Source organism: Streptomyces griseomycini (genome assembly GCF_014203535.1).
GTDB lineage: Bacteria > Actinomycetota > Actinomycetes > Streptomycetales > Streptomycetaceae > Streptomyces > Streptomyces griseomycini.
Genome location: NZ_JACHJI010000014.1, coordinates 165117 through 187693, shown reverse-complemented (window position 1 = coordinate 187693; position 22577 = coordinate 165117). Strand labels below are relative to the sequence as shown.

Below are 22577 nucleotides of genomic sequence, written 5' to 3'. Positions count from 1 at the left end.
GCTGACGGAGGCTGTCGGCACGGTGGCCGAGCCATTCTCGTGGAGACATCGAATCCGCCCGGTACCCGGGTGAGACCACGAGGAGCGGACCATGAACACCATCGCGCAGCACTGGATCAACGGACAGTGGACCGGCTCCGGCTCGGTTCTGGAATCGGTCAACCCGGCCGACGGCACCGTCGTCGGCTCGTTCCACGACGGTGGCGAGGCGGAGGCCTCGGCCGCCGTGGACGCAGCCGCCGCCGCGTTCGAGACCACCGAATGGGCGCGCACTCCCTCGCTCCGGGCGACCGCGCTCAGCCGGCTGGCCGACGCCCTCGAGGCCCGGGTACCCGAGGTTGCGGCCATGTTGTCCCGGGAGAACGGCAAGCTGCTGGGTGAGACCACGTGGGAGGTCAGCGGTGCAGTCGGGTGGCTGCGGTACGCGGCGGCCTCTGCGCGCACCCAGACCGCCGGGCGCGCCGCCGAGACGGCACCCGGCCAGTACACCCACTCGGTGCCCGAGCCGCTCGGTGTCGCCGGGATCATTTCTCCCTGGAACTCCCCCATCATGCTGACCGTGCGGGCACTGGGCCCGGCGCTGGCCGCCGGCTGCACCGTCGTGGTCAAGCTTCCGGCTCAGACGGCACTGACCAATGAGCTTTTCGCGCAGGTCCTGGCCTCGGTCCCGGAGATCCCGGCGGGCGTGGTCAGCGTGTTCACCGAGTCCGGCAACACCGGGGCCCCGTTCCTGGTCTCCTCGGACAAGGTCGACGTGATCAACTACACCGGCAGTACGCCGGTCGGGCGCCGTATCGCGGCCGCGGCCTCCACCACACTCAAGCGGCTCGGTCTGGAACTGGGCGGCAAGGCGCCCATGGTGATCTTTCCCGACGCCGATCTGGACATGGTGATCCCCACCGTGGTGCAGTCGCTGGTGCTGATGAACGGGCAGTTCTGCTGCACCGGCTCCCGTGTACTGGTTCACCGGGACATCGCCGACCAGGTGCGCACTCGGCTCACCGCCGCGCTCGCGCAGGTGCGGCTCGGGTCGGGCGACGACGAGAAGGCCCAGCTCGGCCCGGTGATCGACCGGGCGTCCGCCCAGCGGGTGGACGCGATCGTCGAGGAAGCCACCTCGTACGGCACGGTACTTCTGCGCGGCGGTGTGGTCACCGACGGCCCGCTGGCCGCCGGCGCGTTCTACCGGCCGAGCCTGATCGAGGTGGACCGCACCGACGTCCGGATCGTGCAGGAAGAGGTCTTCGGTCCGGTCCAGACGTTCGAGATCTTCGATGACGAGGACGACGCCGTGACCAAGGCGAACGCCACCATCTACGGCCTGGCCGCCTCGGTGTTCAGTTCGGACTCGATGAAGGCCCGCCGGATCGCCCGGCGCATCCGCACCGGCACGGTATGGATCAACACCTGGGGAGCCATCAGCGAGGACTTCGAGGAGGGCGGCGTCAAGGGAAGCGGTTACGGCTACCTGTGCGGCCCGCGCGCGATCGAGGAGTTCCAGGCCCTCAAGGTGTACGTGGAGCAGGACCACACCCGGTCCGCTCACTGATCAGATCATGACCTGGCCCAGCGCCCACCTGGGCGCCGGGCCGTCCTCCTGCACGGGAAGGTCACGCCAGGCGTCGATTCCGATCACCGGAGCGACGAACGGTCCCGGTCTCGCTCTGGCCGAGGAGCTTGCGGAAGTCGTGCACCAGTTGCTTCCGCACGGTCGTGCCCCGCAGCGGCCGGTGCCGATCGCGCAGCGTTTCGGGGCCGAGCATTACATCGCCGACCGGTCCGCTCTGGCCGAGACCCAGCGACTCGCGGCCGAAGTGGCGGCACGGCACGATCGCCTCGACGTGCTGGTCAACGACGCAGGTGCGGGCTTCACCTGGAACGGCACCAGCCGAAGCATGTCAGCGGACGGGCACCAGCAGCGGCCGGCGGTGGACCATCTGGGCCCTGTGCTGCTCACCCGGCAACTGCTGCCGCCGTTGCGCGCGGGCAGCCCATCACGCAGCGCCGACACCGCCTCGGTCGCGCAGGAGCCGATGGAATCAAAACGATACGCAGCATGTCGATCTGGAGTGGTCCATGAACGAGAGACTTGTTTCCCATGCCTACGGTGCCGACGATCCTGGACCGCCAAGTCCACCGGCAGTGACGGACATCCGGCACACGCTCCGGGAGCAGAGCCGGAACGCGTTCGCGAACGCCGAACCCCGGCTCGGCCCCACCGTTCCGGCCGCCGTCCGGCGTTGGAAGCTGTGGCTCCTCACCGTGTGCGGTATCTACCCCACCATCGTCCTGCTGGGCCTGGCCACGAACCCTGTTCTGGAGGATCTGTACCTGCCGGTGCGACTCGCCGTACTCGTCCCGGCGGCGGCAGCAGCGATGGTCTGGCAGATCAATCCCCGACTGCAGCGGTACTTCGGAGCTTGGCTCACCAGATGACAAGCAGCCCGGCTCCGCCGCCGGTGTGCTCCGCGGCGCCCGCACACCACAGACCACTGCGCAGGCTCACGGCGCGAGGCCGCGACGAGACCCACCGCGGCGTCTCCTCGCTGGAGCTCTTCTTCGACCTGTGCTTCATCGTGGCCATAGCCCAGGCAGGCGCCCAGCTGGTGCACGCCATGGTCGGGGGACACACGGGCGAGGGGATCCTCGACTACCTGATGATCTTCTTCGCCATCTGGTGGGCGTGGATGAACTTCACGTGGTTCGCCTCGGCTTACGACAACGACGACGTGCTGTACCGGATCGTCACGCTGATCCAGATAGCCGGCGTGCTCGTCCTGACGGCAGGCGTCTCCCGGGCGTTCGAGGAACACGCGTACCTGGCCGTCGTCCTGGGCTATGTGATCATGCGGCTCGCCATGACGGCGCAGTGGCTGCGCGTGGCGCGGTCGAGCCAGGGCCCCGAGCGGACGATGGCGCTGCGGTACGCCACCGGGCTGTGCCAGATCGGCTGGCTGGGGCTACTGGCCCTGCCGGAGGCCGGCCGCCCGTGGGTCTTCCTGGTGATGGCGCCACTGGAGATGGCCGTACCGCTGTATGCGGAGCGGGCCCACCCCACGCCGTGGCACCCCCAGCACATCGCCGAACGATACGGGCTGCTCACGCTCATCGTGCTCGGCGAGACCATCGCGGCGGCCACCGTCGCCGTGAAGTCGGGGATCGACGAGCACGAGGCCCTGGGTGAGTTGCTGCCCATCGCCGCCGGCGGACTGCTGATCATCTTCGCCGCCTGGTGGGTGTACTTCGCGGTCCCCATCCACGGGCACCTCCGGTCCAACCGGCAGTCCTTCCTCTGGGGCTACGGCCATTACCTGATCTTCGTCTCGGGTGCCGCGATCGGGGCCGGCCTGGAGGTGGCGGTGGAGCAGGCGGTGGGCAGGACGCACCTTTCGGCGCTGTCGGCGTCGGCGGCGGTGACGCTGCCGACAGCGCTGTTCCTGCTCACGGTATGGGCGCTGCACTCGCGCTTCTACAAGGTGGGGATCGCCCAGCAGTCGGTGCTGCCGGCCACGGCGCTGCTGGTGGTCGTCTGTACGTTCCTGGGTCACTGGGCGGTGCTCGCGGCGGGACTGGTGGCGGCGCTGGCGGTGGCAGCCGGGGTGACGCTGACGGCGCTCGGGGCGAGCCCGGAGCGCGGGAGGGGCGAGGAAGGCGCCGCGGTGCCGGTTCTGTGAGGAAACCCCCGCCACCGCGGGAACCTGGCCGGCACGGCGTACGACGGCGCCCGTGCCGTGCGCCCGGTGCACCTGCTCGACGACGGCGACACGTTGTTCACGGCGACGACGGGGACGCACCCGCTCGGCACCGCGAACCCGCCGCCCCTGGACGACGTCCTCACGGCGGGGCGCGGACGCGGTGACCCACGCGACCGTACGCGCTGTGGGCACCGCCGAGTGGGTCGCGCACTCATCGACGGAGCCGAGACCACCAAGGTCCTCAACGCCGCTCGGGCCGCCAACGTCGACGCCATCCACATCACCGTCATCAGCCGACTCGAAGGGCTTCCCGGGAAGGCTGACTGCGCTTCCCGGGAAGGCTGACTGCCCTTGGTGCTGTCGTTGCGGTGGGGCTGCGGGTGTCGGCGAAGCAGATGGCTTCAGGCTCCGTTTGCCGGTGGGTGCAATACTTCCCGGTCAGGTGCGTGGCTAGTGTTTCGACTGCTTCGCGAGGCAGGACGAGGGACGCGGCGGATGTGGGCGAAGCCAGGGACAGGCATGGGCGTCGGCCCGACCGGGCTGGTCGGGCGGGAGGGCGAGCTCGCCGAGCTTGCGGCGTTCCTGGACATGGCCGGGACGGACGGAGCTGTCCTGCTGCTCACCGGTGATCCGGGCGTGGGGAAGACGGCACTCCTGGACGCGACCGCCGAGCTGGCGGTGGCGAAGGGGGTGCGGGTCGTCCGCGGGAGCGGTGTCGAGTACGAGACGGACATCAGCTTCGCGGGGCTCCATCAGCTCGTCGGCTCGCTGCCGGACGAGCTCGGTCGTCTGCCGCGTTCCGTGCGGGAGGCCCTCGAGGTCGCCCTCGGTCTCGGCGCCGGTCCCGCGCCGAGCCGGATCGCCGTCCTGAACGCGGCGCTGTCCCTGTTCGACGAGGCCGCGAAGGAGCGGCCGTTGCTCCTCGTGGTCGATGACCTTCATGTCGTCGACCAGGCGAGCCGGGCCGCGGTGGGTTTCGTCGCCAGAAGACTGGGGGGCCGCCGCATCGGGCTGCTCGGAGCGCAGCGGGCGGAGTCCGGCGAATCCTTCCGGTCCACCGGTCTGCCGGAGCTCGAGGTCGCGCCGCTGGGTGACGCGGACGCCCTGCGGCTGCTGTCCCGACGCTTCGCTCACCTTCCCCGCCGGGTTCTTTCGGCCGTGGCCCACGAGGCGCAGGGAAATCCCCTGGCGCTGCTCGAGTTCGCCGGGTCCACCGGGGTGTCCGGCGACCGGCACGGCCGAGGGACGGGGTGGGCGAGCGGCCCGGGGCGGGATGTCCGCGCTCTGTACGGCGCCCGCGTCGGACGACTGCCGCGGGGAACGCGTGAGGTACTGCTGCTCGCGGCGCTTGAGGGCTCCGGCGACATCGGCGTCCTCGAGGCGGCCGGCGGGCCGGGCAGCCTTGAGGAACTCGCTCCCGCGGAGCGTGACCACCTGGTCATGGTCACGGAGAACGGCCGCGCGGTGCGCTTCAGGCATCCGCTGGTCAGGTCCGCGGTAGTCGACGGTTCCACCGGTGAACAGCGGCGCGGCGCCCACCGCCGGCTGGCCGACGCGCTGGCCGACCAGCCCGAGCGGCGCGGTGATCACCTCGCGAGAGCCACGACGGCGCCCGACGAGGCGGTCGCCGCCGTGGTGGAGTCGGCGGCCCGGAGCAGCCTGCGGCGCGGTGACGCCGACGGCGCGATCGCGAGATTGCGGCGCGCGGCCGAGCTGAGCACCGACCGAGCGGACCGCAGGCGCCGCCTGTCGCAGGCCGCCTATGCCGCCGCCTGGGTCACAGGCCATCTGGAGGTCAGCCACGAGATCATGCGTGAGGTCGAGGGCAATCCGGCGGCCCGGTCGCTCTCGGCGGCCGCGACGGCCGGCTTCCTGGTGCTCGTCACGGAAGGCGACGCCGATACGGCCCATGCACTCCTGATGGAGGCGGTCGAGCAGGCCCCGGTGATGCCCGGACCGCCGCATGAGGAACTGGAGACCGCGCTGTTCACCCTCACCCTCGTCAGCCAGTACTCGGGCCGGCCCGAGCACTGGCAACCTCTGGTCGACGTGCTCGCCCGGGTCCCCGAGGCGGCGCCCGCCGCCGCGGCGTCGCTGGGGCGCGTCCACCACGACCTCGGCTCCGTCACCGACGGCATGCTGCGCCGCCTGGACGAGGAGATCGCGCGGCTGAGGGACCAGAGTGACGCCGACGTGGTCATCCGCACCGCCCTGACCGCCTCGTACCTCGACCGGCTTCCGGGCTGTCGCGAGGCCGTGTCCCGGGTCATACGCGACGGCGGCGCGGTGGGATCGAGCATGCCGGCCCTGATGTTCGTCGCCCTGGACGACCTGTACGCCGGCCGGTGGCAGGCGTCGGCCGGCGCCGCGGACGAGCTCATCGCCCTGTCCGAGGAGACGGGGTACCACCTGTTCGCCCAGGTGGGGCATTACGTCGCTGCAATGGCCGCGGCCCAGCGCGGCGCCCTCGACGCGTGCCGGGAGCACTGCGAGGACATCTGGGGGTGGTCGGGTCCCAGGGGCCTGCGGCGGCTGGAGAACTGCGCCCACCAGGCGGCGGCCCGGGCGGCCCTCGGCGCCGCCGACTTCGAGACGGCGTTCCGGCACGCCACGGCGATCTGCGCTCCGGGTGTGCTGCCGGCGTTCAACCCCGAGGCCGTGTGGTCCGCGCCGGACCTCGTCGAGGCCGCCGTGCGCTCCGGGCGGCACGCGGAGGCGCGACGGCACGCGGACGCGCTGCGCGACGCCGGTGTCGGTCACCTCTCGTCGCGGTTCGCGCTGAGCGCGGCCACGGTCACGGCGATGACATCGGCTGCCGAGGACATGGTCCGGTGCTTCGAGGAGGCACTCGGGCTGCCGGGCGTCGAGCAGTGGCCCTTCGAGGTCGGCCGTGCTCATCTGGCGTACGGCGAGAGGCTGCGCCGTCAGGGGCTCAACCGCGAGGCCCGGGTGCAGCTGGCCGCCGCCCGCGGCCGCTTCGAGGAGCTCGGGGCCCGTTCGTGGGAGGCCCGGGCCGCGGCGGAGCTCCGCGCCACCGGGATGACGCGGACCGGCCGGGGCAAGGCCGGCGACGCCCTCACCCCGCAGGAGCTGGAGGTCGCCAGGCTGGCGGCGACGGGGCTGTCGAACCCGCAGATCGCGTCGCGTCTGTTCCTTTCGCCGCGGACCGTGTCGTCGCATCTCTACCGTGTGTTCCCGAAGCTGGGGATCACGTCGCGGGCCGGGCTCCGCGACGCTCTGGAGGCGCTGCCTCCCGAGCCTCCGGCCACCCGGCTGTGAGAGCCACCGGTCGGGTCTCAGCACCGCCCCGGTACTGACGTGAGCGAGCCGTCGGCCGGATGTCAGTCAGCTGACGGAGGCTGTCGGCACGGCGGCCGAGCCATTCTCGTGGAGACATCGAATCCGCCCGGTACCCGGGCGAGACCACGAGGAGCGGACCATGCCGTTCGTCACCACCGGCGACGGAGTCGAGATCTTCTACAAGGACTGGGGCTCGGGCCGACCGGTCATGTTCCACCACGGCTGGCCGCTGAGCTCGGACGACTGGGACGCCCAGTTGCTGTTCCTCGTCCGGCGGGGCTACCGCGTCGTCGCCCACGACCGCCGCGGGCACGGGCGCTCCGCCCAGGTCGGCCACGGACACGACATGGACCGCTACGCGGCGGACGCCGCCGCCGTGGTGGCGCACCTCGGCCTGCGCGACGTCGTCCACGTCGGCCACTGCGCCGGTGGCGGAGAGGTCGCCCGGTACGTCGCCAGGCACGGTGCCGGCCGGGTTGCCAAGGCCGTCCTCATCGCAGCGGTCCCGCCGCTCATGGTCCGAACGACATCCAACCCCGCAGGGCTGCCGGTGGAGGTCTTCGACGGCTTCCGCGAGGGCGTGGCCACCGACCGCTCCCAGTTCTACCTCGACATCGCCTCCGGGCCGTTCTACGGGTTCAACCGTCCGGGCGCGGACGTCTCCCAGGGCGTCATCCAGAACTGGTGGCGCCAGGGGATGGCCGGCAGCGCGCAGGCGCACCACGAGGGGATCAGAGCGTTCTCGGAGACGGACTTCACCGACGACCTCCGGGCAATCGACGTGCCCACGCTCCTCCTGCACGGCGACGACGACCAGATCGTCCCGATCGCCAACTCCGCCCGGTCGGCGGTCACGTTGGTCGAGCACGTGACCCTGAAGGTCTACCCGGGCCTGTCGCACGGCATGTGCACCGTCAACGCCGACACCGTCAACGCAGACCTCCTCGACTTCATCAAGAGCTGACCCGGCTCGGTACCGACACACAGCCCGTCAGCACGGAACACAACACGGAACAGAGAAGGAATCACCATGACCGCAACACCCACCGGCTACGTGACCGTCGTCTGGGACGCGAAGGCGAAGGCGGGCAGGGAGGACGACCTCAAGGCGTTCATCACCGCCGCCGTCACCCCCTCGCGCAACGACCCCGGCAACATCGACTACGAGTCCCACGAAGTCGAGGGCCGACCCGGCGAGTTCGTCATCTACGAACGCTGGGAGACACGCGCCCACCTCGACGCACACCTCGCCGCGCCCCGGATGCGGGAACTCGTCCCGCAGATGCTCGAACTGATCGACGGATCCATCGAGGACGGCATCCGCCTGCTGCGTCCGTTCCGCCCCGCCCACTAGAGCAGGGCGCCCGCCGACGTCGGGGTCGACGCCGACGGAGCACACCGCCGCGGAACCAATCCCCCGGGTGCTCCCGGTGACCGCTTTCCGGGAGCACCCGCTCCGACGACACGCACAGGAGAGACACGACGTGACCACCACATTGATCACCGGCGGCAACAGGGGCCTCGGCCACGAGATCGCGCGCCGACTCGTACAGGCGGGCCAGACGGTCTGGATCGGCGCCCGGGACGCCGGGAACGGACGCAAGGCCGCCGACCGGCTCGGCGCCGGCTTCGTCCAGCTGGACGTGACCGACGACGCGTCGGTCGGCGCGGCGGTCGAGACGCTGCGCGCCCGGGCGGGCCACCTGGACATTCTCGTCAACAACGCCGGGATCCTCGGCGAAGTGACCACGCCCGAGGACATGACGGCCGACCAGATCCGCCACGTCTACGAAACCAACGTCTTCGGCCTGGTGCGCGTCACGCACGCGTTCCTGCCCCTGCTGCGTAAGGCAACTGCCCCGTCCGTCGTCAACGTCACCAGCGGTCTGGGGTCGTTCACGCTGACCCACGACCCGGAGCGGGTCGAGTCGCAGTATCCGCTCGCCGCCTACGGCTCGTCGAAGAGCGCGGTCACCATGCTGACCATGCAGTACGCCAGGACGATCCCCGACGTCCGCTTCAACGCGGTGGACCCCGGCCAGACCGCGACCGAGTTCACCGGCCACATCGGGCAGAGCGTCGAGGAGGGCGCGGAGGCGGCGGTGCGTATCGCCACCCTGGGGCCCGACACGCCCACCGGCACGGTGACCGACCGCGCCGGCGCACTCCCCTGGTGACGGCGGCAGGCCCGACCCCGCGACAGTCCTGGCAACCACACCCACCCGGCGCACCGGTAAGGGCCGACGGGCCCTCACCGAGGGAATCAGGACTCAGTCGCCAAGCCCCTGAATGGACGTTGAGTCCGCTTCTTTCAGACAGGACTGGCCCGCTGATGCCGGGATCGTCACGCACCATGAGAATCAGCGCAACCCGCTGGCCTTCAGGCCGCGCACCTGAGGCGGACCGTGTTGCCCGTTGCTCCGGCATCCGGTCACGACGCCCTGCCCGCCTCGCGCCCCGGGCGCCTACGCGTCGTCGGTGGGGGAGCGGCGGGCGGCGCGGCGGCGCAGGCGCAGCGGCAGCACGTACCAGCAGAGGCCGAACCACAGCATGACCCCGCCGACGAGCACTTCGGCGAGGACGCCGGGGACCACGAAACGCAGGATGAGCAGCAGCGTGCAGCCGATGGTCAGCGCGAGCAGGACCATGCCGCACATCATCAGGCGGCAGGCTGCCTCCACCACCTCGTCCTTCATGCGCTGGCCGGACAGGAAACGGTGGATGGAGACGGGTGCTATGAGCGATCCCGTGGCCGACGCGCCCAGGACCACGGTGAGGACGTAGATGACGTGGTCCACCGTCCCCAGTTCCCGGAACAGCGGGGTGAAGGCCACGCTCAGCAGGAAGCCGAAGAGGATCTGTACACCGGCCTGGGTGACCCGCGTCTCCTGCAGGACCTCGTTCCAGCGGCGGTTGACCCGTTCACGCGGGGACTCCGGCGCCTCGGCACCGGTCCCCGGGCCGTGGGCGTCGTGGTGGGCGCAGCGAGCGGTCTCCTCCTCCGCCGGCTCGGCCGACTGTTCCGTCATCGTCATGGCACCCTCCCCGTCACAGGACGACCGTCTGCCCCGTCTCCGCCGCCTTCATGCAGGTCATGGGCACGATAAGGCTGATCCGACGACTGCGGCCGACGAGGACGCCACGCACGACGACTTCGTGGCAGGGACGAGGCGTCATGCCAGCGCGCGGCGGACGAGCGCGTCGTAGGCTCCAGGATCGTCGTCCCCGACCACGGGATGACCTGCGCCGGGATCACCCTCCCAGCGCAGGCCGATGCCCGGGTTGTGGACGTCCGAGCCGTCCGGGAGGAAGAAGTGCGGGCTGCCCCGGACCTCGTCGCGGTGCTCTCGGTGGTCGCGCATCATCGCCCCGCGCGCTTCCCGTGTCGAGGGCCTCGGCCAAGTCAGCCCCGTCGAGTACTCGTCGGGGCGGCGGCGCACACGCCGGCTCAACCACGGCGGCGACCGCCAGGCCAACGCCGCCCTGCACCGCATCGTGTTCACCCGCCTGCGCCACGACCCCCGCACCCAGGCGTACTACCAACGCCGCATCCAGGAGGGCAAGACCCGACGCGAGATCATCCGATGCCTCAAGCGATACGCAGCCCGTGAGGTCTTCAACCTGGTCAGACCGATTTCCCGCGCCCCCGCGTTATAGGGGCGTCCGTGAGACGTGAGAGGGTCTGGGGCGTGAGTGAGACACCACCGAACACCCTGCAATACCGCTTTGACGGGCCAGAAGACGCTCCGGTCCTGATCCTGGGTCCCTCACTGGGCACCACATGGCACATGTGGGACCGGCAGGTCCCCGAGCTGATCAAGCAGTGGCGCGTGTTCCGGTTCGATCTGCCGGGACACGGGGGCGCCCCCGCGTACCCCGCGGGCTCGGCCGCCGAGCTCACCGCGCGGCTGCTCACCACCCTCGAGGGCCTCGGCGTGCAGCGCTTCGGCTACGCGGGCTGCGCGCTCGGCGGCGCCGTCGGCATCGAGCTGGCCCTGCGCCACCCCGAGCGCCTCGCCTCCCTCGCGCTGATCGCCGCCTCCCCCCGGTTCGGCACGGCGGACGAGTTCCGCCAGCGCGGTGTCGTCGTGCGCACCAACGGCCTCGACCCCATCGCCCGCTCCGCGCCGGACCGGTGGTTCACCGGCGGGTTCGCCGCCGCCCAGCCCGCGATCACCGAGTGGGCCGTGCAGATGGTGCGCACCACCGACCCCGGCTGCTACATCGCCGCCTGCGAGGCGCTCGCCTCCTTCGACGTGCGCGCCGAACTCGGCAGCGTCGGCGTGCCGACCCTGGTGCTGGTCGGCTCCGAGGACCAGGTCACCGGCCCCGCCGAGGCGCGCACCCTGGTCGCCGGGATCCCGGACGCCCGGCTCGCCGTCGTACCGGGCGCCTCCCACCTGGTGCCGGTGGAGCAGCCCGCCGCCGTCACCGATCTGCTGGTGCGGCACTTCTCCACGGCCTGGCAGCCCGTCTTCGAGACCGCCACCGGCCAGACCGCCCTGCCCGCCGCGGCGACCGCACCGGTCCTGGCCGCCGTCCCGCCGCAGCCCGCCCCCGTCGCCGAGATCGCCCCGCCCGCCCCGGTGCCGCAGGCACAGGGCAGGCCCGACCCGTACGACACCGGGATCAAGGTCCGCCGGGAGGTGCTGGGCGACGCGCACGTCGACGGGGAGCTGGCGCGGGCCGACGCGTTCTCGGGCGACTTCCAGGAGTTCGTCACCCGCTACGCCTGGGGCGAGGTCTGGGACCGGCCCGTACTCGACCGGCGCACCCGCAGCTGCGTCGCCCTCACCGCCCTGGTCGCCGGCGGCCACCTGGAGGACCTCGCCTCCCACACCCGGGCCGCCCTGCGCAACGGCCTCACCCCGGACGAGATCAAGGAGGTGCTGCTCCAGGCGGCCGTGTACTGCGGCGTCCCGGCGGCGAGCAGCGCGTTCCGGGTGGCCCAGCAGGTCGTCCGCGAGGAGACCACACCCCAGGAGTGACCACCCCGGGTGGTCCCCGGATGCCCCGGCGCCCGCGCGGCGGCGGGCACGGGGGCAGGATGGACGCATGAAGCTCACGAAGAAGTCGCACTCCTGCGTCCGCCTGGAGAAGGACGGCCGCATCCTCGTCCTCGACCCCGGCGGGTTCAGCGAGGAGGACGCCGCTCTCGGCGCGGACGCCGTCCTGGTCACGCACGAGCACCCCGACCACTTCGACGAGGGCCGGCTGCGCACCGCCCTGGAGGCCAACCCGGCCGCCGAGATCTGGACGCTGAAATCGGTCGCGGAGCAGATCTCGGCGGCGTTCCCGGGCCGGGTGCACACCGTCGGCCACGGCGACGCCTTCACCGCCGCGGGCTTCGACGTCCAGGTGCACGGCGAACTGCACGCGGTGATCCACCCGGACATCCCGCGCGTCACCAACGTCGGCTACCTCGTCGACGGCGGGAAGCTCTTCCACCCCGGGGACGCGCTCACCGTCCCCGACCACCCGGTCGAGACGCTGATGCTGCCCGTCATGGCCCCCTGGAACAAGATCTCGGAGGTCATCGACTACGTCCGCGAGGTCAAGCCGCGGCGCGCCTACGACATCCACGACGCCCTGCTCACCGACCTCGCCCGCCCGGTCTACGACCGCCAGATCGGCGCGCTCGGCGGTTCCGAACACCTGCGGCTCGCACCGGGGACGTCGGCCGACGTGTGAGCCGGCGGGCGGCGCCCGGGGTCGTCACAGGGGGTTGTCACAGGGGCCGGGTAGGTTGGGGCCCATGCGCATCGCGACCTGGAACGTGAACTCGATCACCGCCCGCCTGCCGAGGCTCCTGGCCTGGCTGGAGAGCAGCGGCACGGACGTGCTGTGCCTCCAGGAGGCCAAGGTCGCCGAGGACAGGTTCCCGGTGGAGGAGCTGCGCGAGCTGGGCTACGAGTCGGCGGTGCACGCCACCGGCCGGTGGAACGGCGTGGCGGTGCTCTCCCGCGTCGGCCTGGAGGACGTCGTCAAGGGCCTGCCCGGCGACCCCGGTTACGAGGGCTCCGTCGAGCCGCGCGCCGTCTGCGCGACCTGCGGCCCGGTCCGCGTCTGGTCGGTCTACGTGCCGAACGGCAGGGAGGTGGACCACCCCCACTACGCGTACAAGCTCCAGTGGTTCGAGGCCCTGAAGGCGGCCGTGGCCGGCGACGCGGCGGGCGGCCGCCCGTTCGCGGTCATGGGCGACTACAACGTGGCCCCGACCGACGACGACGTCTACGACCGGGCCGCCTTCGAGGGCCTGACCCACGTCACCCCCGCCGAGCGCGCCGCCCTGGCCTCCCTGCGCGAGACCGGCCTGTCCGACGTCGTCCCGCGCCCGCTCAAGTACGACCACCCGTTCACGTACTGGGACTACCGCCAGCTCGCCTTCCCGAAGAACCGCGGCATGCGCATCGACCTGGTGTACGGCAACGCGCCGTTCGCCGAGGCGGTCACGGACTCCTACGTCGACCGCGAGGAGCGCAAGGGCAAGGGCGCCTCGGACCACGCGCCGGTCGTGGTGGACCTGGACGTGTAGTCCTCCGGCCGCACCTCCCGCCGCCCCGGTGGGCCCCGCGCGCCTGTGGTGCAGAGCACGGTACGAATGACAGGCTGGCGGTATGAACATCCCTTTCCTGGGCAATCGGCGCCGGAAGGTCGGGTTTCCCGATCCCGAGGGCATCGCGGACCTCCTCGCGGAGTGTGAGCTGCTGCGCTCCCAGGCCTTCCGGGCGGGTGTCCGACTGGACGACTCCCCGGCCTCGTTGGAGGCGCTGGACCAACTGGTGCCGGGCTGGCGGGACGACGAGGAGACCCTGACCTGGCTGGGCAACGACGCCGGGCTGTATCTGGGCACCGTCATCGTGCGCACCGTGCCGGGGGCCGCCTGGGAGATCCGGTCCGACGGACAGCCCGTCGTACGGCTCGCCTCCGGCCGGGAGTTCGACGTCGTGGACTCCGGGCACACCTGGGCCGCCTGCGGCGTGCCCGAGCTGTCGCAGCTGTACGCCGAGGTCGCGGAGACGTGAGTGCGGCCGATGGCCGATACGGCTGATGACCGGAGCGTGCGTGTCGCGCCGTCCCGGCGGTCCTGCCCGGACGCGTCGCGGCGGCCACGGGTGAGCGGGGGTGGGCACGGCCGTCGGTCCGCCGGGCGAACCGCGTGACGCCGGCGAGCACTTCGGGGACCCGCACGTCCCGTTCGCGGCCGACCGCCGGGTCGCCGGGGACCGCACGTCCGGCGGGTTCCCCACCGCCCCGGGCGGCGGCCTCCCCTCCAGGCCCCCGAGCACTGAGCGGGATGACGCCCGCGGTCCCGCCCGTCCGGACCTCGACTAGGATGTTCCCTCCGTCCCGGTGGGGGAGGGGGCTTCGCCGCAGGGGCGGGGGCACCGCCGCCGGGAGGGGGCCACCGGTCCGCGGGGAGCGGCGGTTCACATCGGCCAGTCCCGTCCGGCGGCAGCCGGAGATCACTGCTCGCGGGGCGGAACCGACCCGGACGACGGGTCGTCCGCCGACGAGGAGAAGGTCAGCTGCGCGCCGGACGGGTTGTGTCGACGACAAGAGCGCACGGCCCGTCTCAGGGCGCCCGGTGCGACGTGCGGGGAGCGGCGGCCGGCAGCGGGGTCTGCGCCGCCCGGGTCACGTCCCCGACCAGTTCGACCACATCGGGGCCGTACGCCTGCGAGTTGACCACCTTCAGCAGCAGGACGAAGGAGCCGGAGCCGTGCTTGCGGGCCAGCCGCTCGTGGTTGCGGGCGAGATAGCGGGTGGCGGCCTGGTTGGTGATCGCGCGCTGACCGCAGAACAGGAACACCGGCCGGGTGTCGCGCCGTTCACCGGCGGTCAGCCGGGCCAGCAGGACGTACTCGGTGACGCCCGGGTCCATGCGGTAGCGCTCGGTACCGATCTGGAAGGCGCCCCGGTCCGGGCCCGGCTCCGGATCGACGTTGACCCGCACGCCCGGCAGCATCGCCGCCATGTGGGCCACCATCCGCCGGTTCGATCCCGGGCCGCCCACGCAGAACTCGGTCCGCTCGCCGAAACCCTGGTGCGCCGCGTCCTGCGTCACCACCTGGACGTGGGCCCCGCAGTCCTTGATCAGCGCGGACAGCTCCAGCAGCGCGAACACGTCGAAGCGGTGCACCGCGGGCTCCGCCGCGGCCGGATCGCGGTTGACGACGAGCAGCGACGCGGAGTTCTCCGGCAGTCCGAAGAAGGCCTGCTTGCGCCGGAGCTTCCGCTTCCACAGGTACGTACGGGCGATCCAGCCCAGCGCGGCGCTGATGCCGGCGGCCACCACGCCCAGAACGATGTTGCGCACGTCGTCAGTCATGGGCGCGCATGGTAGCGGGCTCACACAAACCCGTGTTCGACACTCGGCCCGGGGTACGCCCGGGGATTCGTGACGGCACGCCCCGCGGGGTTCCTGACGGGACCATGCCGCCTGAATTAAGCTGCGCGGACGGCCTGTCACCGGAGGTGCGGATGCGTCGTCCTGTCACTCGGAAACTGGTGGTCCCGGCGGTCTGCGCCGCCGTGGTCTCGGTCGGGGCGGCAGCGCCCCCCGCCCAGCACGGCACGCCCGGCGACCGGCCTCCCAAGGTCCCGGTCGCCGTCGGGTACGGCGGCGCGGTCTCCAGCGTCGACGCCGACGCCTCCGCCGCCGGGATCGAGGTCCTGCGCAAGGGCGGCAACGCCGTCGACGCGGCCGTCGCCACCGCCGCCGCGCTCGGCGTCACCGAGCCCTACTCGGCCGGCATCGGCGGAGGCGGCTACTTCGTCTATTACGACGCCCGCTCCCGCACCGTGCACACCCTCGACGGCCGCGAGACCGCCCCGCTGACCGCCGACTCCGGCCTGTTCCTGGAGAACGGCGAGCCGATCCCCTTCGCCGAGGCCGTCAGCAGCGGCCTCGGCGTCGGCACCCCGGGGACCCCCGCCACCTGGCAGCGCGCGCTCGACGCATGGGGCAGCGAGAAACTCGCCACGGTCCTGAAACCCGCCGAGCGGCTCGCCCGCGACGGCTTCACCGTCGACGAGACCTTCCGCGCGCAGACCGCCGCCAACGAGACCCGGTTCCGCCACTTCCCCGACACCGCCGAGCTGTTCCTGCCGGGCGGCGGACTCCCGGCCGTCGGCTCCACCTTCAAGAACCCCGACCTCGCCCGCACCTACGCCGAACTGCGCCGCAAGGGCGTCGACGCGCTGTACCGGGGCGACATCGGCCGGGACGTCGTCAACACGGTCAACAAGCCGCCGGTGGACCCCGGTTCCGGCTGGAACGCCCGCCCCGGCGACCTGTCCGCCCGCGACCTGGCCGCCTACCGCGCCAAGCTCCAGCCGCCCACCAGGACCTCGTACCGCGGCCTGGACGTCTACTCCGTCGCGCCGTCCTCCTCCGGCGGCACCACGGTCGGCGAGGCCCTCAACATCCTGGAGCGGACCGACCTGTCGAAGGCGGGCGACGTCCGGTACCTGCACCGCCTCATCGAGGCGAGCCGCATCGCGTTCGCGGACCGCGGCCGCTGGGTCGGCGACCCCGCCTTCGAGGACGTACCGACGAAGGAACTGCTCTCGCAGCGGTTCGCCGACTCCCGCGAGTGCCTCATCGCGGACGACGCCGTCCTCACCAGCCCGCTCGCCCCCGGCGACCCGCGCGACCCGCGGCCCTGCGCGACCGGTGGCACGGCGGCCCCGACGACGTACGAGGGCGAGAGCACCACGCACCTCACCACCGCCGACCGGTGGGGCAACGTCGTCGCCTACACCCTCACCATCGAGCAGACCGGCGGCAGCGGCATCACCGTGCCCGGCCGCGGGTTCCTGCTCAACAACGAGCTGACCGACTTCTCCTTCGCCCCGGCGAACCCGGCCGTGCACGACCCGAACCTGCCCGGTCCCGGCAAGCGGCCCCGGTCGTCCATCTCCCCGACGATCGTGCTCGACCGGCACGACCGGCCGGTGGTGGCGCTCGGCTCGCCCGGCGGCTCGACCATCATCACCACCGTGCTGCAGACCCTCACCGGCTTCCTCGACCGCGGGCTGCCCCTGGTCGACGCGATCGCCGCACCGCGCGCCAGCCAGCGCAACACGGCGCTCACGGACCTCGAACCCGGCCTGTACGACGGCGAGCCGCGGCGGCGTCTGGAGGCCATCGGGCACGCGTTCCGGGAGAACCCGGAGATCGGCGCGGTCACGGGCGTCCAGCGCCTGCCGGGCGGCGCGTGGCTCGCGGCGGCGGAGAAGGTCCGCCGGGGCGGCGGCTCGGCGATGGTCGTGCGTCCGGCGCGGTAGGCGGCCCGGCGGTCCGGCGGTCCGGCGGGCACGCGTGCGGGCGCCCCGGCGAACACGCCGGGGCGCCCGCAGGCACTCGCCCGTTCACAGCTCGGCGGCCGGCGTCTCCTGCGTGCGGAGGGCGAGCCTGCCGTCCTCCGCGTCCACCGTCACCCGGCCGCCCTCCTTGACCCGGCCGTCCAGGAGCAGCCGGGAGAGCCGGTTGTCGACCTCCCGCTGGATGGTGCGGCGCAGCGGCCGGGCGCCGTACTCGGGCTGGTAGCCGCGCTCGGCCAGCCAGTCCACGGCCGCGTCGGTGAACTCGACCGAGATCCCCTGGCCCTTCAGCCCGCGCCGGGTGCCCTCCAGCAGCAGGTCGGTGATCTGCCGCAGCTCCTGGGCGGTCAGCTGGCGGAAGACCACGATCTCGTCGATCCGGTTGAGGAACTCGGGCCGGAAGTGCTCCCGCAGCGGCCGCAGGACCTGCTCGCGCCGCGCCTCCTCGTCCGCGTCCGTGCCGCCGGACGCGAAACCCAGCGTCGCCCCGCGCCGGGTGATGATCTCGGACCCGAGGTTGCTGGTCATCACGATGACGGTGTTGGTGAAGTCCACCGTCCGGCCCTGGGAGTCGGTCAGCCGGCCGTCGTCGAGGACCTGGAGCAGGATGTTGAAGACGTCCGGGTGCGCCTTCTCCACCTCGTCGAGGAGGAGCAGCGAGTACGGGTGCCGGCGCACCACCTCGGTCAGCTGACCGGCCTCCTCGTGACCCACGTACCCGGGCGGGGCGCCGACCAGCCGGCTGACCGTGTGCCGCTCCTGGTACTCGCTCATGTCGAGGCGCACCATCCGGTCCTCGCTGCCGAACAGCGCCTCGGCGAGCGCCCGCGCCAGCTCCGTCTTGCCGACGCCCGTCGGCCCGAGGAACAGGAAGCTGCCGATCGGCCGGTCGGGGCTGGCGAGCCCCGCGCGGGAGCGCATCACCGCGTCCGAGACGACGCGCACCGCCTCCTCCTGGCCGACGACCCGCTGGTGCAGGTGCTGCTCCAGGCCCAGCAGACGGTCCTTCTCCTCCTCGGTGAGGCGGCTGACCGGGATGCCGGTCTGCCGGGACACCACCTCGGCGATCGCCTCGGCGTCCACCCACAGGCTCTGCCCCTCGTCGACCTCGCCGTCGCCGGCCTGGGCGATGCGCTGCTTCAGCTCCACGATGCGGTCGCGCAACTGGGTGGCCTGCTCGTACTGCTCGTCGGCGACCGCCTGGTCCTTGTCGCAGGTCAGCTGCTCGACCTCGCGCTCCAGGGCCCGTACGTCGGTGCCCTTGGTGCGGGCCCGCAGCCGTACCCGGGCGCCGGCCTGGTCGACGAGGTCGATGGCCTTGTCCGGCAGCCGGCGGTCGCTCAGGTAGCGGTCGGACAGCTCCACGGCCGCCACCAGCGCCCCGTCGGTGTAGCGGACCTGGTGGTGGGCCTCGTACCGGTCCACCAGACCGCGCAGGATCTCGATCGCGTCCGCGGGGGTCGGCTCCGGCACCATGATCGGCTGGAAACGGCGGGCCAGCGCCGCGTCCTTCTCGATCCGGCGGTACTCACCCAGGGTGGTCGCGCCCACGATGTGCAGTTCACCGCGGGCCAGGGCCGGTTTGAGGATGTTGCCCGCGTCCAGCGAACCGCCCTCGCCGCCGCCCCCGGCGCCGACGACGGTGTGCAGCTCGTCGATGAAGATGATCAGCCGGTCGGAGTGGGAGCGGATCTCCTCGACGATGTTGTTCATCCGCTCCTCGAAGTCGCCCCGGTAGCGGGTCCCGGCGACGACGCCCGTCAGGTCCAGGGCGACCACGCGCCGTCCGAGGAGGATGTCCGGCACGTCCCCCTCGGCGATCCGCTGGGCCAGCCCCTCCACGACGGCGGTCTTGCCCACGCCCGCGTCACCGATCAGCACCGGGTTGTTCTTGCCGCGCCGGGAGAGCACCTCGACGGTCTGCTCGATCTCCTGGTCCCGTCCGATCACCGGGTCGACACGGCCCTCGCGGGCCAGCGCGGTGAGGTCACGGCCGTACTTGTCCAGGGTCGGCGTGCCCGTCGCGGGACGCGGCCGTTCGGCACGGGCCTGCGGGGCCTCCGGCGCCTCCGGCGGGCCGGAGGGGGCGAACCGGGCCGCGTTGAGGATGTGCCCGGCGGCCGAGTCGGGGTTGTTGGCCAGGGCGCTGAGCACGTGCTCCGGGCCGATGTAGCCGACGCCGCTCGCCCGGGCCAGCTCGTGCGCGTCCAGCAGGGCCCGCTTGACGGCGGGGGTCAGGGACAGCGAGGTCGGCGGCGGGGCGTCACCGGGCCCGTACTGGACCGGCCCCGAACGGTCGTCGATCTGCGACGCCAGCGAGTCGGGGTCCGCGCCCGCCCGGCTGAGCAGACTCCGGGTCGGCTCGGCGGCGAGGGCGGCGCGCAGCAGGTGCTGGGTGTCCAGGTCCCGGCTGCCGTGTTCCGCGGCGTACTGGGCGGCGCCGCGGACCAGTTCCCGGGCCGGCTGGCTGAGCAGCCTGCCGATGTCGATCTGGCGGGGGCGCGGTCCGCCGAAGAAGCGCGCGAGGAATTCTGCGAAAGGGTCACCCTCCGGGCCGATGAAGCCACTCGTCATCGTCATCCGTTCCTTCGCTGGTGGACGTGCCGGGGCCGGGTAACCCGGTCCGGGCTCGCTCATGCCACGATGACACGTTCCGTTGTGTCGGGCATGTCCAGGAAGGCGGCGGAGCACGGCCCGTGTGCCGGGCGTGTTCAGGAAGGCGACGGAGCACGGCCCGCGGACCGGCCGCCGCCCGGCCGGAGCATCTGGCCCGAGGCCAGCTCGCGGTAGAGGGGGCTGGTGGCCAGCAACTCCTCGTGCCGCCCCTGACCGGTGGTGCGCCCCCGGTCCAGGACGACGATGTGGTCGGCGTGCCGCACCGTGGACAGGCGATGGGCGATCACCAGCAGGGCGCACTCCCGGGCGACGTCCTTCATCACCGTGGTCAGCGCCGCCTCGTTGATCGCGTCCAGGTGCGAGGTGGGCTCGTCCAGCAGCAGCAGCGCAGGGCGGGCGAGCAGGGCGCGGGCCAGCGCGACGCGCTGGCGTTCACCGCCCGACAGGGTGCTCCCGCGTTCGCCGAGGACGGCGTCCAGGCCGCCGGGCAGCCGGTCGACGACCTCCTCCAGCCGGGCCAGCTCCACCACCCGCCGGATCTCCGCGTCCGGGGCGTCGGGCACCGCGTAGGCGATGTTCTCCCGCAGGGTGCCGTGCACGACGTGGGTGTTCTGGTCCACCACGGCGATGCGGCGCCGGCACGCGTCACGGCCGAGCTCGGCGGCCGGGCGGCCGTCGAAGAGCACGGTGCCCGCGTCCGGCTCGTAGAAGCCCGCCACCAGCGCGAAGACCGTGCTCTTGCCGGCGCCCGAGGGGCCGACGAGGGCGACCTGCCGGCGGGGGGCGACCGTGAAGGACACACCGCGCAGCACCGGCCGGTCCGGGGCGTAGCCGAAGCGGACGTCGCGCAGGGCGAGCGCGGCCCGCCCGGCCGCGGCCGGCGCCTCGGGCCGGGTCCGGGTCCGGGCGCGTGCGCGGGCGGCGGGGACGGACGGCCCGGTGTGCTCGACGGGCAGGCGCAGCGCCTGTTCGACGCGCTGGTGGGCGCCCATGCCGCGCTGGACGAGGCCCACCGCGCGGAAGACCGAGGACAGCGGCAGGACGAGGTAGGAGGCGTACAGCAGGAAGGCGACCAGGTCGCCGAGGGACCCGGTCCGGCCGCCCACGCGCAGGCCGCCCACGACGAGGACGACGAGGAACGAGCCCTGGACGGCCAGTTCGACGGCGGGGCTCATCACGGAGGCGAGCTTCGCGGTGCGCACGCCCGCGTCGTGGGCCTCCTGCACGCGGGCGCCCACCCGGGCCGTCTCGCGCGCCTCGGCGCGGTGCACCCGCACCATGGGCAGGGCGCCCAGGGCCCGTTCCAGATCGGCGGCGATGGCGCCGACCGCGTGCTGCATGTGTTCCGAGGCACAGCGGATGCCCTTGAGCAGGGAGGTGACGACACCGGCCGCGACGGCCACGGTGAGCGTGACCAGAAGCAGCAGCAGCGGGTCGATCCACGCCATCAGGACGACGGCCCCGACGGCGACGATGCCTCCGGTCACCAGGTCGACCAGGGACTGGGAGACGACCTCGCGCAGCAGGGTGGTGTCGGCGGTGACCCGGGAGACGAGGTCGGCGCCGCGGTGGCGGTCGTACTCCCGCATCTCCAGCCGCAGCAGCCGGTCCACCAGGCCCAGCCGGAGCTGCCGTACGACGCCCTCGCCCATGCGCTCCAGGAGGAAGCGCCCCACCGAGCCGGTCGCGGCCTCGGCCACGAACAGCGCGCCGAGCAGCCCCAGCAGCGGCCACACGGCCTGACCGCGGCCGCTCGCGTCCACGGCGTGCCGGGCCACGAGCGGCTGGGCCAGGCCGAGGGCGGAACCCGCGAGCGTCAGCACGGCGGCCACGGCGATGGCCCCGCGGTGCCCTGCGGTGAGCCGGTAGAGCGTGACCACCGCGGCCCGCGTCGACCGGTCCACGGCCTCGGCCGGAGGGCCGGCGGTCATCGGGTCGGCGGCTCGACGGAGACCAGCCGGGCGAAGTAGCCCTCGGGCACCCCTTCGCCGACCGGGCGGCCCTCCGCCTCGATCCAGGCGTGCGCGGTGAAGGGCGGGACGACCCGGACCCCGGCGCACCAGGTCGGCCACGTCCCCCGCAGCCGGCACAGCAGCGCGGCCCCCAGGGAACGCGGCAGGCACCCCTTCGGCCCGGTGCAGCGCAGACTGACGGCGCACAGGGCGTCGCGCGCGGCCTGCGCCTGGACGGCGGTGGCGGGCGCCGCGCCGCGCCGCAGCACACGGAGCACGGCGCGGATGCGGCGGGGCGGCAGCAGGGCGAGCCCGACGGCGGGCAGCAGGACCAGGCGGGCCGCCAGGCGCCGCCCCAGCGGCACTCCGGTGGGGCGTTCCAGCGCGCTGGGCGTCGTCATGAGGCCAGCCCCGCCTCGCGCAGGTCGCCGACGAGTGCCTCGACGTCCCGCAGCGCCTGCGCCCGCTCGATGTCGAACTCGCGGACCAGGGCGGCGGCCGCGTCGGCGGCCTCGCCACCGTCCAGCAGGGTCCGCACCACCAGGGTGGCGGTGGGGTTCAGCTCCCAGTAGGTCCCGGCCCGTTCGTCCAGGAGCACGGTGCCGTAGTCGGTCTCGGCGGTGGAGACGTGTGCGTCGAAGCGCAGGGGCATGGCATCGCCTTTCTGCGGCGCGGGGCGGGACCT

Annotated in this window: 20 protein-coding genes and 2 pseudogenes; 15 read left to right on the top strand and 7 right to left on the bottom strand. The window is 72.8% G+C overall.

Annotated elements, in window-relative coordinates; all coding sequences use genetic code 11:
- The first annotated feature begins 91 nt into the window (after positions 1-91).
- The 9 genes and pseudogenes from FHS37_RS31050 to FHS37_RS31010 all read left to right on the top strand — a co-directional run bounded on the left by FHS37_RS31050 (position 92) and on the right by FHS37_RS31010 (position 9172).
- Positions 92-1549, top strand: coding sequence for an aldehyde dehydrogenase family protein (locus FHS37_RS31050; RefSeq protein ID WP_184827351.1), 1458 nt, complete (start codon positions 92-94; stop codon positions 1547-1549).
- Positions 1550-1556: 7 nt separating this feature from the next.
- A pseudogene (locus FHS37_RS41170) lies at positions 1557-2063 on the top strand (SDR family NAD(P)-dependent oxidoreductase); the annotation flags it as partial.
- Positions 2064-2142: 79 nt separating this feature from the next.
- Positions 2143-2436, top strand: coding sequence for a putative antibiotic biosynthesis monooxygenase (locus FHS37_RS40025; protein ID WP_229890040.1), 294 nt, complete (start codon positions 2143-2145; stop codon positions 2434-2436).
- On the top strand, positions 2433-3674 hold the full coding sequence (locus tag FHS37_RS40020; protein WP_184827387.1) for a low temperature requirement protein A: 1242 nt from the start codon (positions 2433-2435) through the stop codon (positions 3672-3674). The genes FHS37_RS40025 and FHS37_RS40020 overlap by 4 nt, the downstream gene beginning before the upstream one ends.
- Positions 3675-3740: 66 nt before the next feature.
- Positions 3741-4040, top strand: a complete 300-nt coding sequence (locus FHS37_RS41165; RefSeq protein ID WP_184827349.1) for a hypothetical protein — start codon at positions 3741-3743, stop codon at positions 4038-4040.
- Positions 4041-4214: 174 nt separating this feature from the next.
- Complete coding sequence (locus tag FHS37_RS31025; RefSeq protein WP_229890039.1) at positions 4215-6974, top strand: ATP-binding protein; 2760 nt, start codon at positions 4215-4217, stop codon at positions 6972-6974.
- Positions 6975-7134: 160 nt separating this feature from the next.
- On the top strand, positions 7135-7959 hold the full coding sequence (locus tag FHS37_RS31020) for an alpha/beta fold hydrolase (protein ID WP_184827345.1): 825 nt from the start codon (positions 7135-7137) through the stop codon (positions 7957-7959).
- A 66-nt stretch (positions 7960-8025) separates the two neighbouring features.
- Entirely contained in the window at positions 8026-8349 is a 324-nt protein-coding gene (locus tag FHS37_RS31015) for a putative quinol monooxygenase (protein ID WP_087788960.1), read from the top strand.
- 130 nt (positions 8350-8479) lie between these two features.
- Complete coding sequence (locus FHS37_RS31010; protein ID WP_184827343.1) at positions 8480-9172, top strand: SDR family NAD(P)-dependent oxidoreductase; 693 nt, start codon at positions 8480-8482, stop codon at positions 9170-9172.
- A 288-nt stretch (positions 9173-9460) separates the two neighbouring features.
- Here FHS37_RS31010 and FHS37_RS31005 read toward each other — a convergent pair whose 3' ends face one another.
- Both FHS37_RS31005 and FHS37_RS31000 read right to left on the bottom strand, forming a co-directional pair.
- On the bottom strand, positions 9461-10030 hold the full coding sequence (locus tag FHS37_RS31005) for a DUF6328 family protein (protein ID WP_184827341.1): 570 nt from the start codon (positions 10028-10030) through the stop codon (positions 9461-9463).
- Positions 10031-10168: 138 nt separating this feature from the next.
- The gene (locus tag FHS37_RS31000) at positions 10169-10357 is read right to left on the bottom strand and encodes a hypothetical protein (protein WP_221500547.1); all 189 of its coding nucleotides are present in this window, start codon (positions 10355-10357) and stop codon (positions 10169-10171) included.
- Between the two features lie 40 nt (positions 10358-10397).
- On the opposite strand from FHS37_RS31000, the pseudogene FHS37_RS30995 reads away from it, so the two are divergent.
- From FHS37_RS30995 to FHS37_RS30975, 5 genes and pseudogenes are all read left to right on the top strand, one after another.
- Positions 10398-10652, top strand: a pseudogene (locus tag FHS37_RS30995) (transposase); the annotation flags it as partial.
- Between the two features lie 32 nt (positions 10653-10684).
- Positions 10685-11983, top strand: coding sequence for a bifunctional 3-oxoadipate enol-lactonase/4-carboxymuconolactone decarboxylase PcaDC (gene pcaDC / locus FHS37_RS30990; protein WP_184827339.1), 1299 nt, complete (start codon positions 10685-10687; stop codon positions 11981-11983).
- 67 nt (positions 11984-12050) lie between these two features.
- On the top strand, positions 12051-12686 hold the full coding sequence (locus FHS37_RS30985; protein ID WP_184827337.1) for an MBL fold metallo-hydrolase: 636 nt from the start codon (positions 12051-12053) through the stop codon (positions 12684-12686).
- 64 nt (positions 12687-12750) lie between these two features.
- A complete protein-coding gene (locus FHS37_RS30980) occupies positions 12751-13530 on the top strand; it encodes an exodeoxyribonuclease III (RefSeq protein WP_184827335.1) in 780 nt (259 codons plus the stop codon).
- 82 nt (positions 13531-13612) lie between these two features.
- A complete protein-coding gene (locus FHS37_RS30975; protein ID WP_184827333.1) occupies positions 13613-14020 on the top strand; it encodes a DUF6278 family protein in 408 nt (135 codons plus the stop codon).
- 551 nt (positions 14021-14571) lie between these two features.
- Here FHS37_RS30975 and FHS37_RS30970 read toward each other — a convergent pair.
- The gene (locus FHS37_RS30970) at positions 14572-15327 is read right to left on the bottom strand and encodes a hypothetical protein (RefSeq protein WP_184827331.1); all 756 of its coding nucleotides are present in this window, start codon (positions 15325-15327) and stop codon (positions 14572-14574) included.
- A gap of 152 nt (positions 15328-15479) precedes the next feature.
- On the opposite strand from FHS37_RS30970, the gene ggt reads away from it, so the two are divergent.
- Positions 15480-17288, top strand: coding sequence for a gamma-glutamyltransferase (gene ggt / locus FHS37_RS30965; RefSeq protein ID WP_184827329.1), 1809 nt, complete (start codon positions 15480-15482; stop codon positions 17286-17288).
- 84 nt (positions 17289-17372) lie between these two features.
- Here the strand turns inward: ggt and FHS37_RS30960 are convergent, their stop codons facing one another.
- The 4 genes from FHS37_RS30960 to FHS37_RS30945 all read right to left on the bottom strand — a co-directional run bounded on the left by FHS37_RS30960 (position 17373) and on the right by FHS37_RS30945 (position 22544).
- Positions 17373-19898: an ATP-dependent Clp protease ATP-binding subunit gene (locus FHS37_RS30960; RefSeq protein ID WP_184827385.1), complete on the bottom strand. Its 2526-nt coding sequence runs from the start codon at positions 19896-19898 to the stop codon at positions 17373-17375.
- 137 nt (positions 19899-20035) lie between these two features.
- Entirely contained in the window at positions 20036-21871 is a 1836-nt protein-coding gene (locus FHS37_RS30955) for an ABC transporter ATP-binding protein (RefSeq protein WP_184827327.1), read from the bottom strand.
- Entirely contained in the window at positions 21868-22293 is a 426-nt protein-coding gene (locus tag FHS37_RS30950; protein WP_184827325.1) for a lasso peptide biosynthesis B2 protein, read from the bottom strand. The genes FHS37_RS30955 and FHS37_RS30950 overlap by 4 nt, the downstream gene beginning before the upstream one ends.
- The gene (locus FHS37_RS30945) at positions 22290-22544 is read right to left on the bottom strand and encodes a lasso peptide biosynthesis PqqD family chaperone (protein ID WP_159536602.1); all 255 of its coding nucleotides are present in this window, start codon (positions 22542-22544) and stop codon (positions 22290-22292) included. The genes FHS37_RS30950 and FHS37_RS30945 overlap by 4 nt, the downstream gene beginning before the upstream one ends.
- Between the last annotated feature and the right edge of the window lie 33 nt (positions 22545-22577).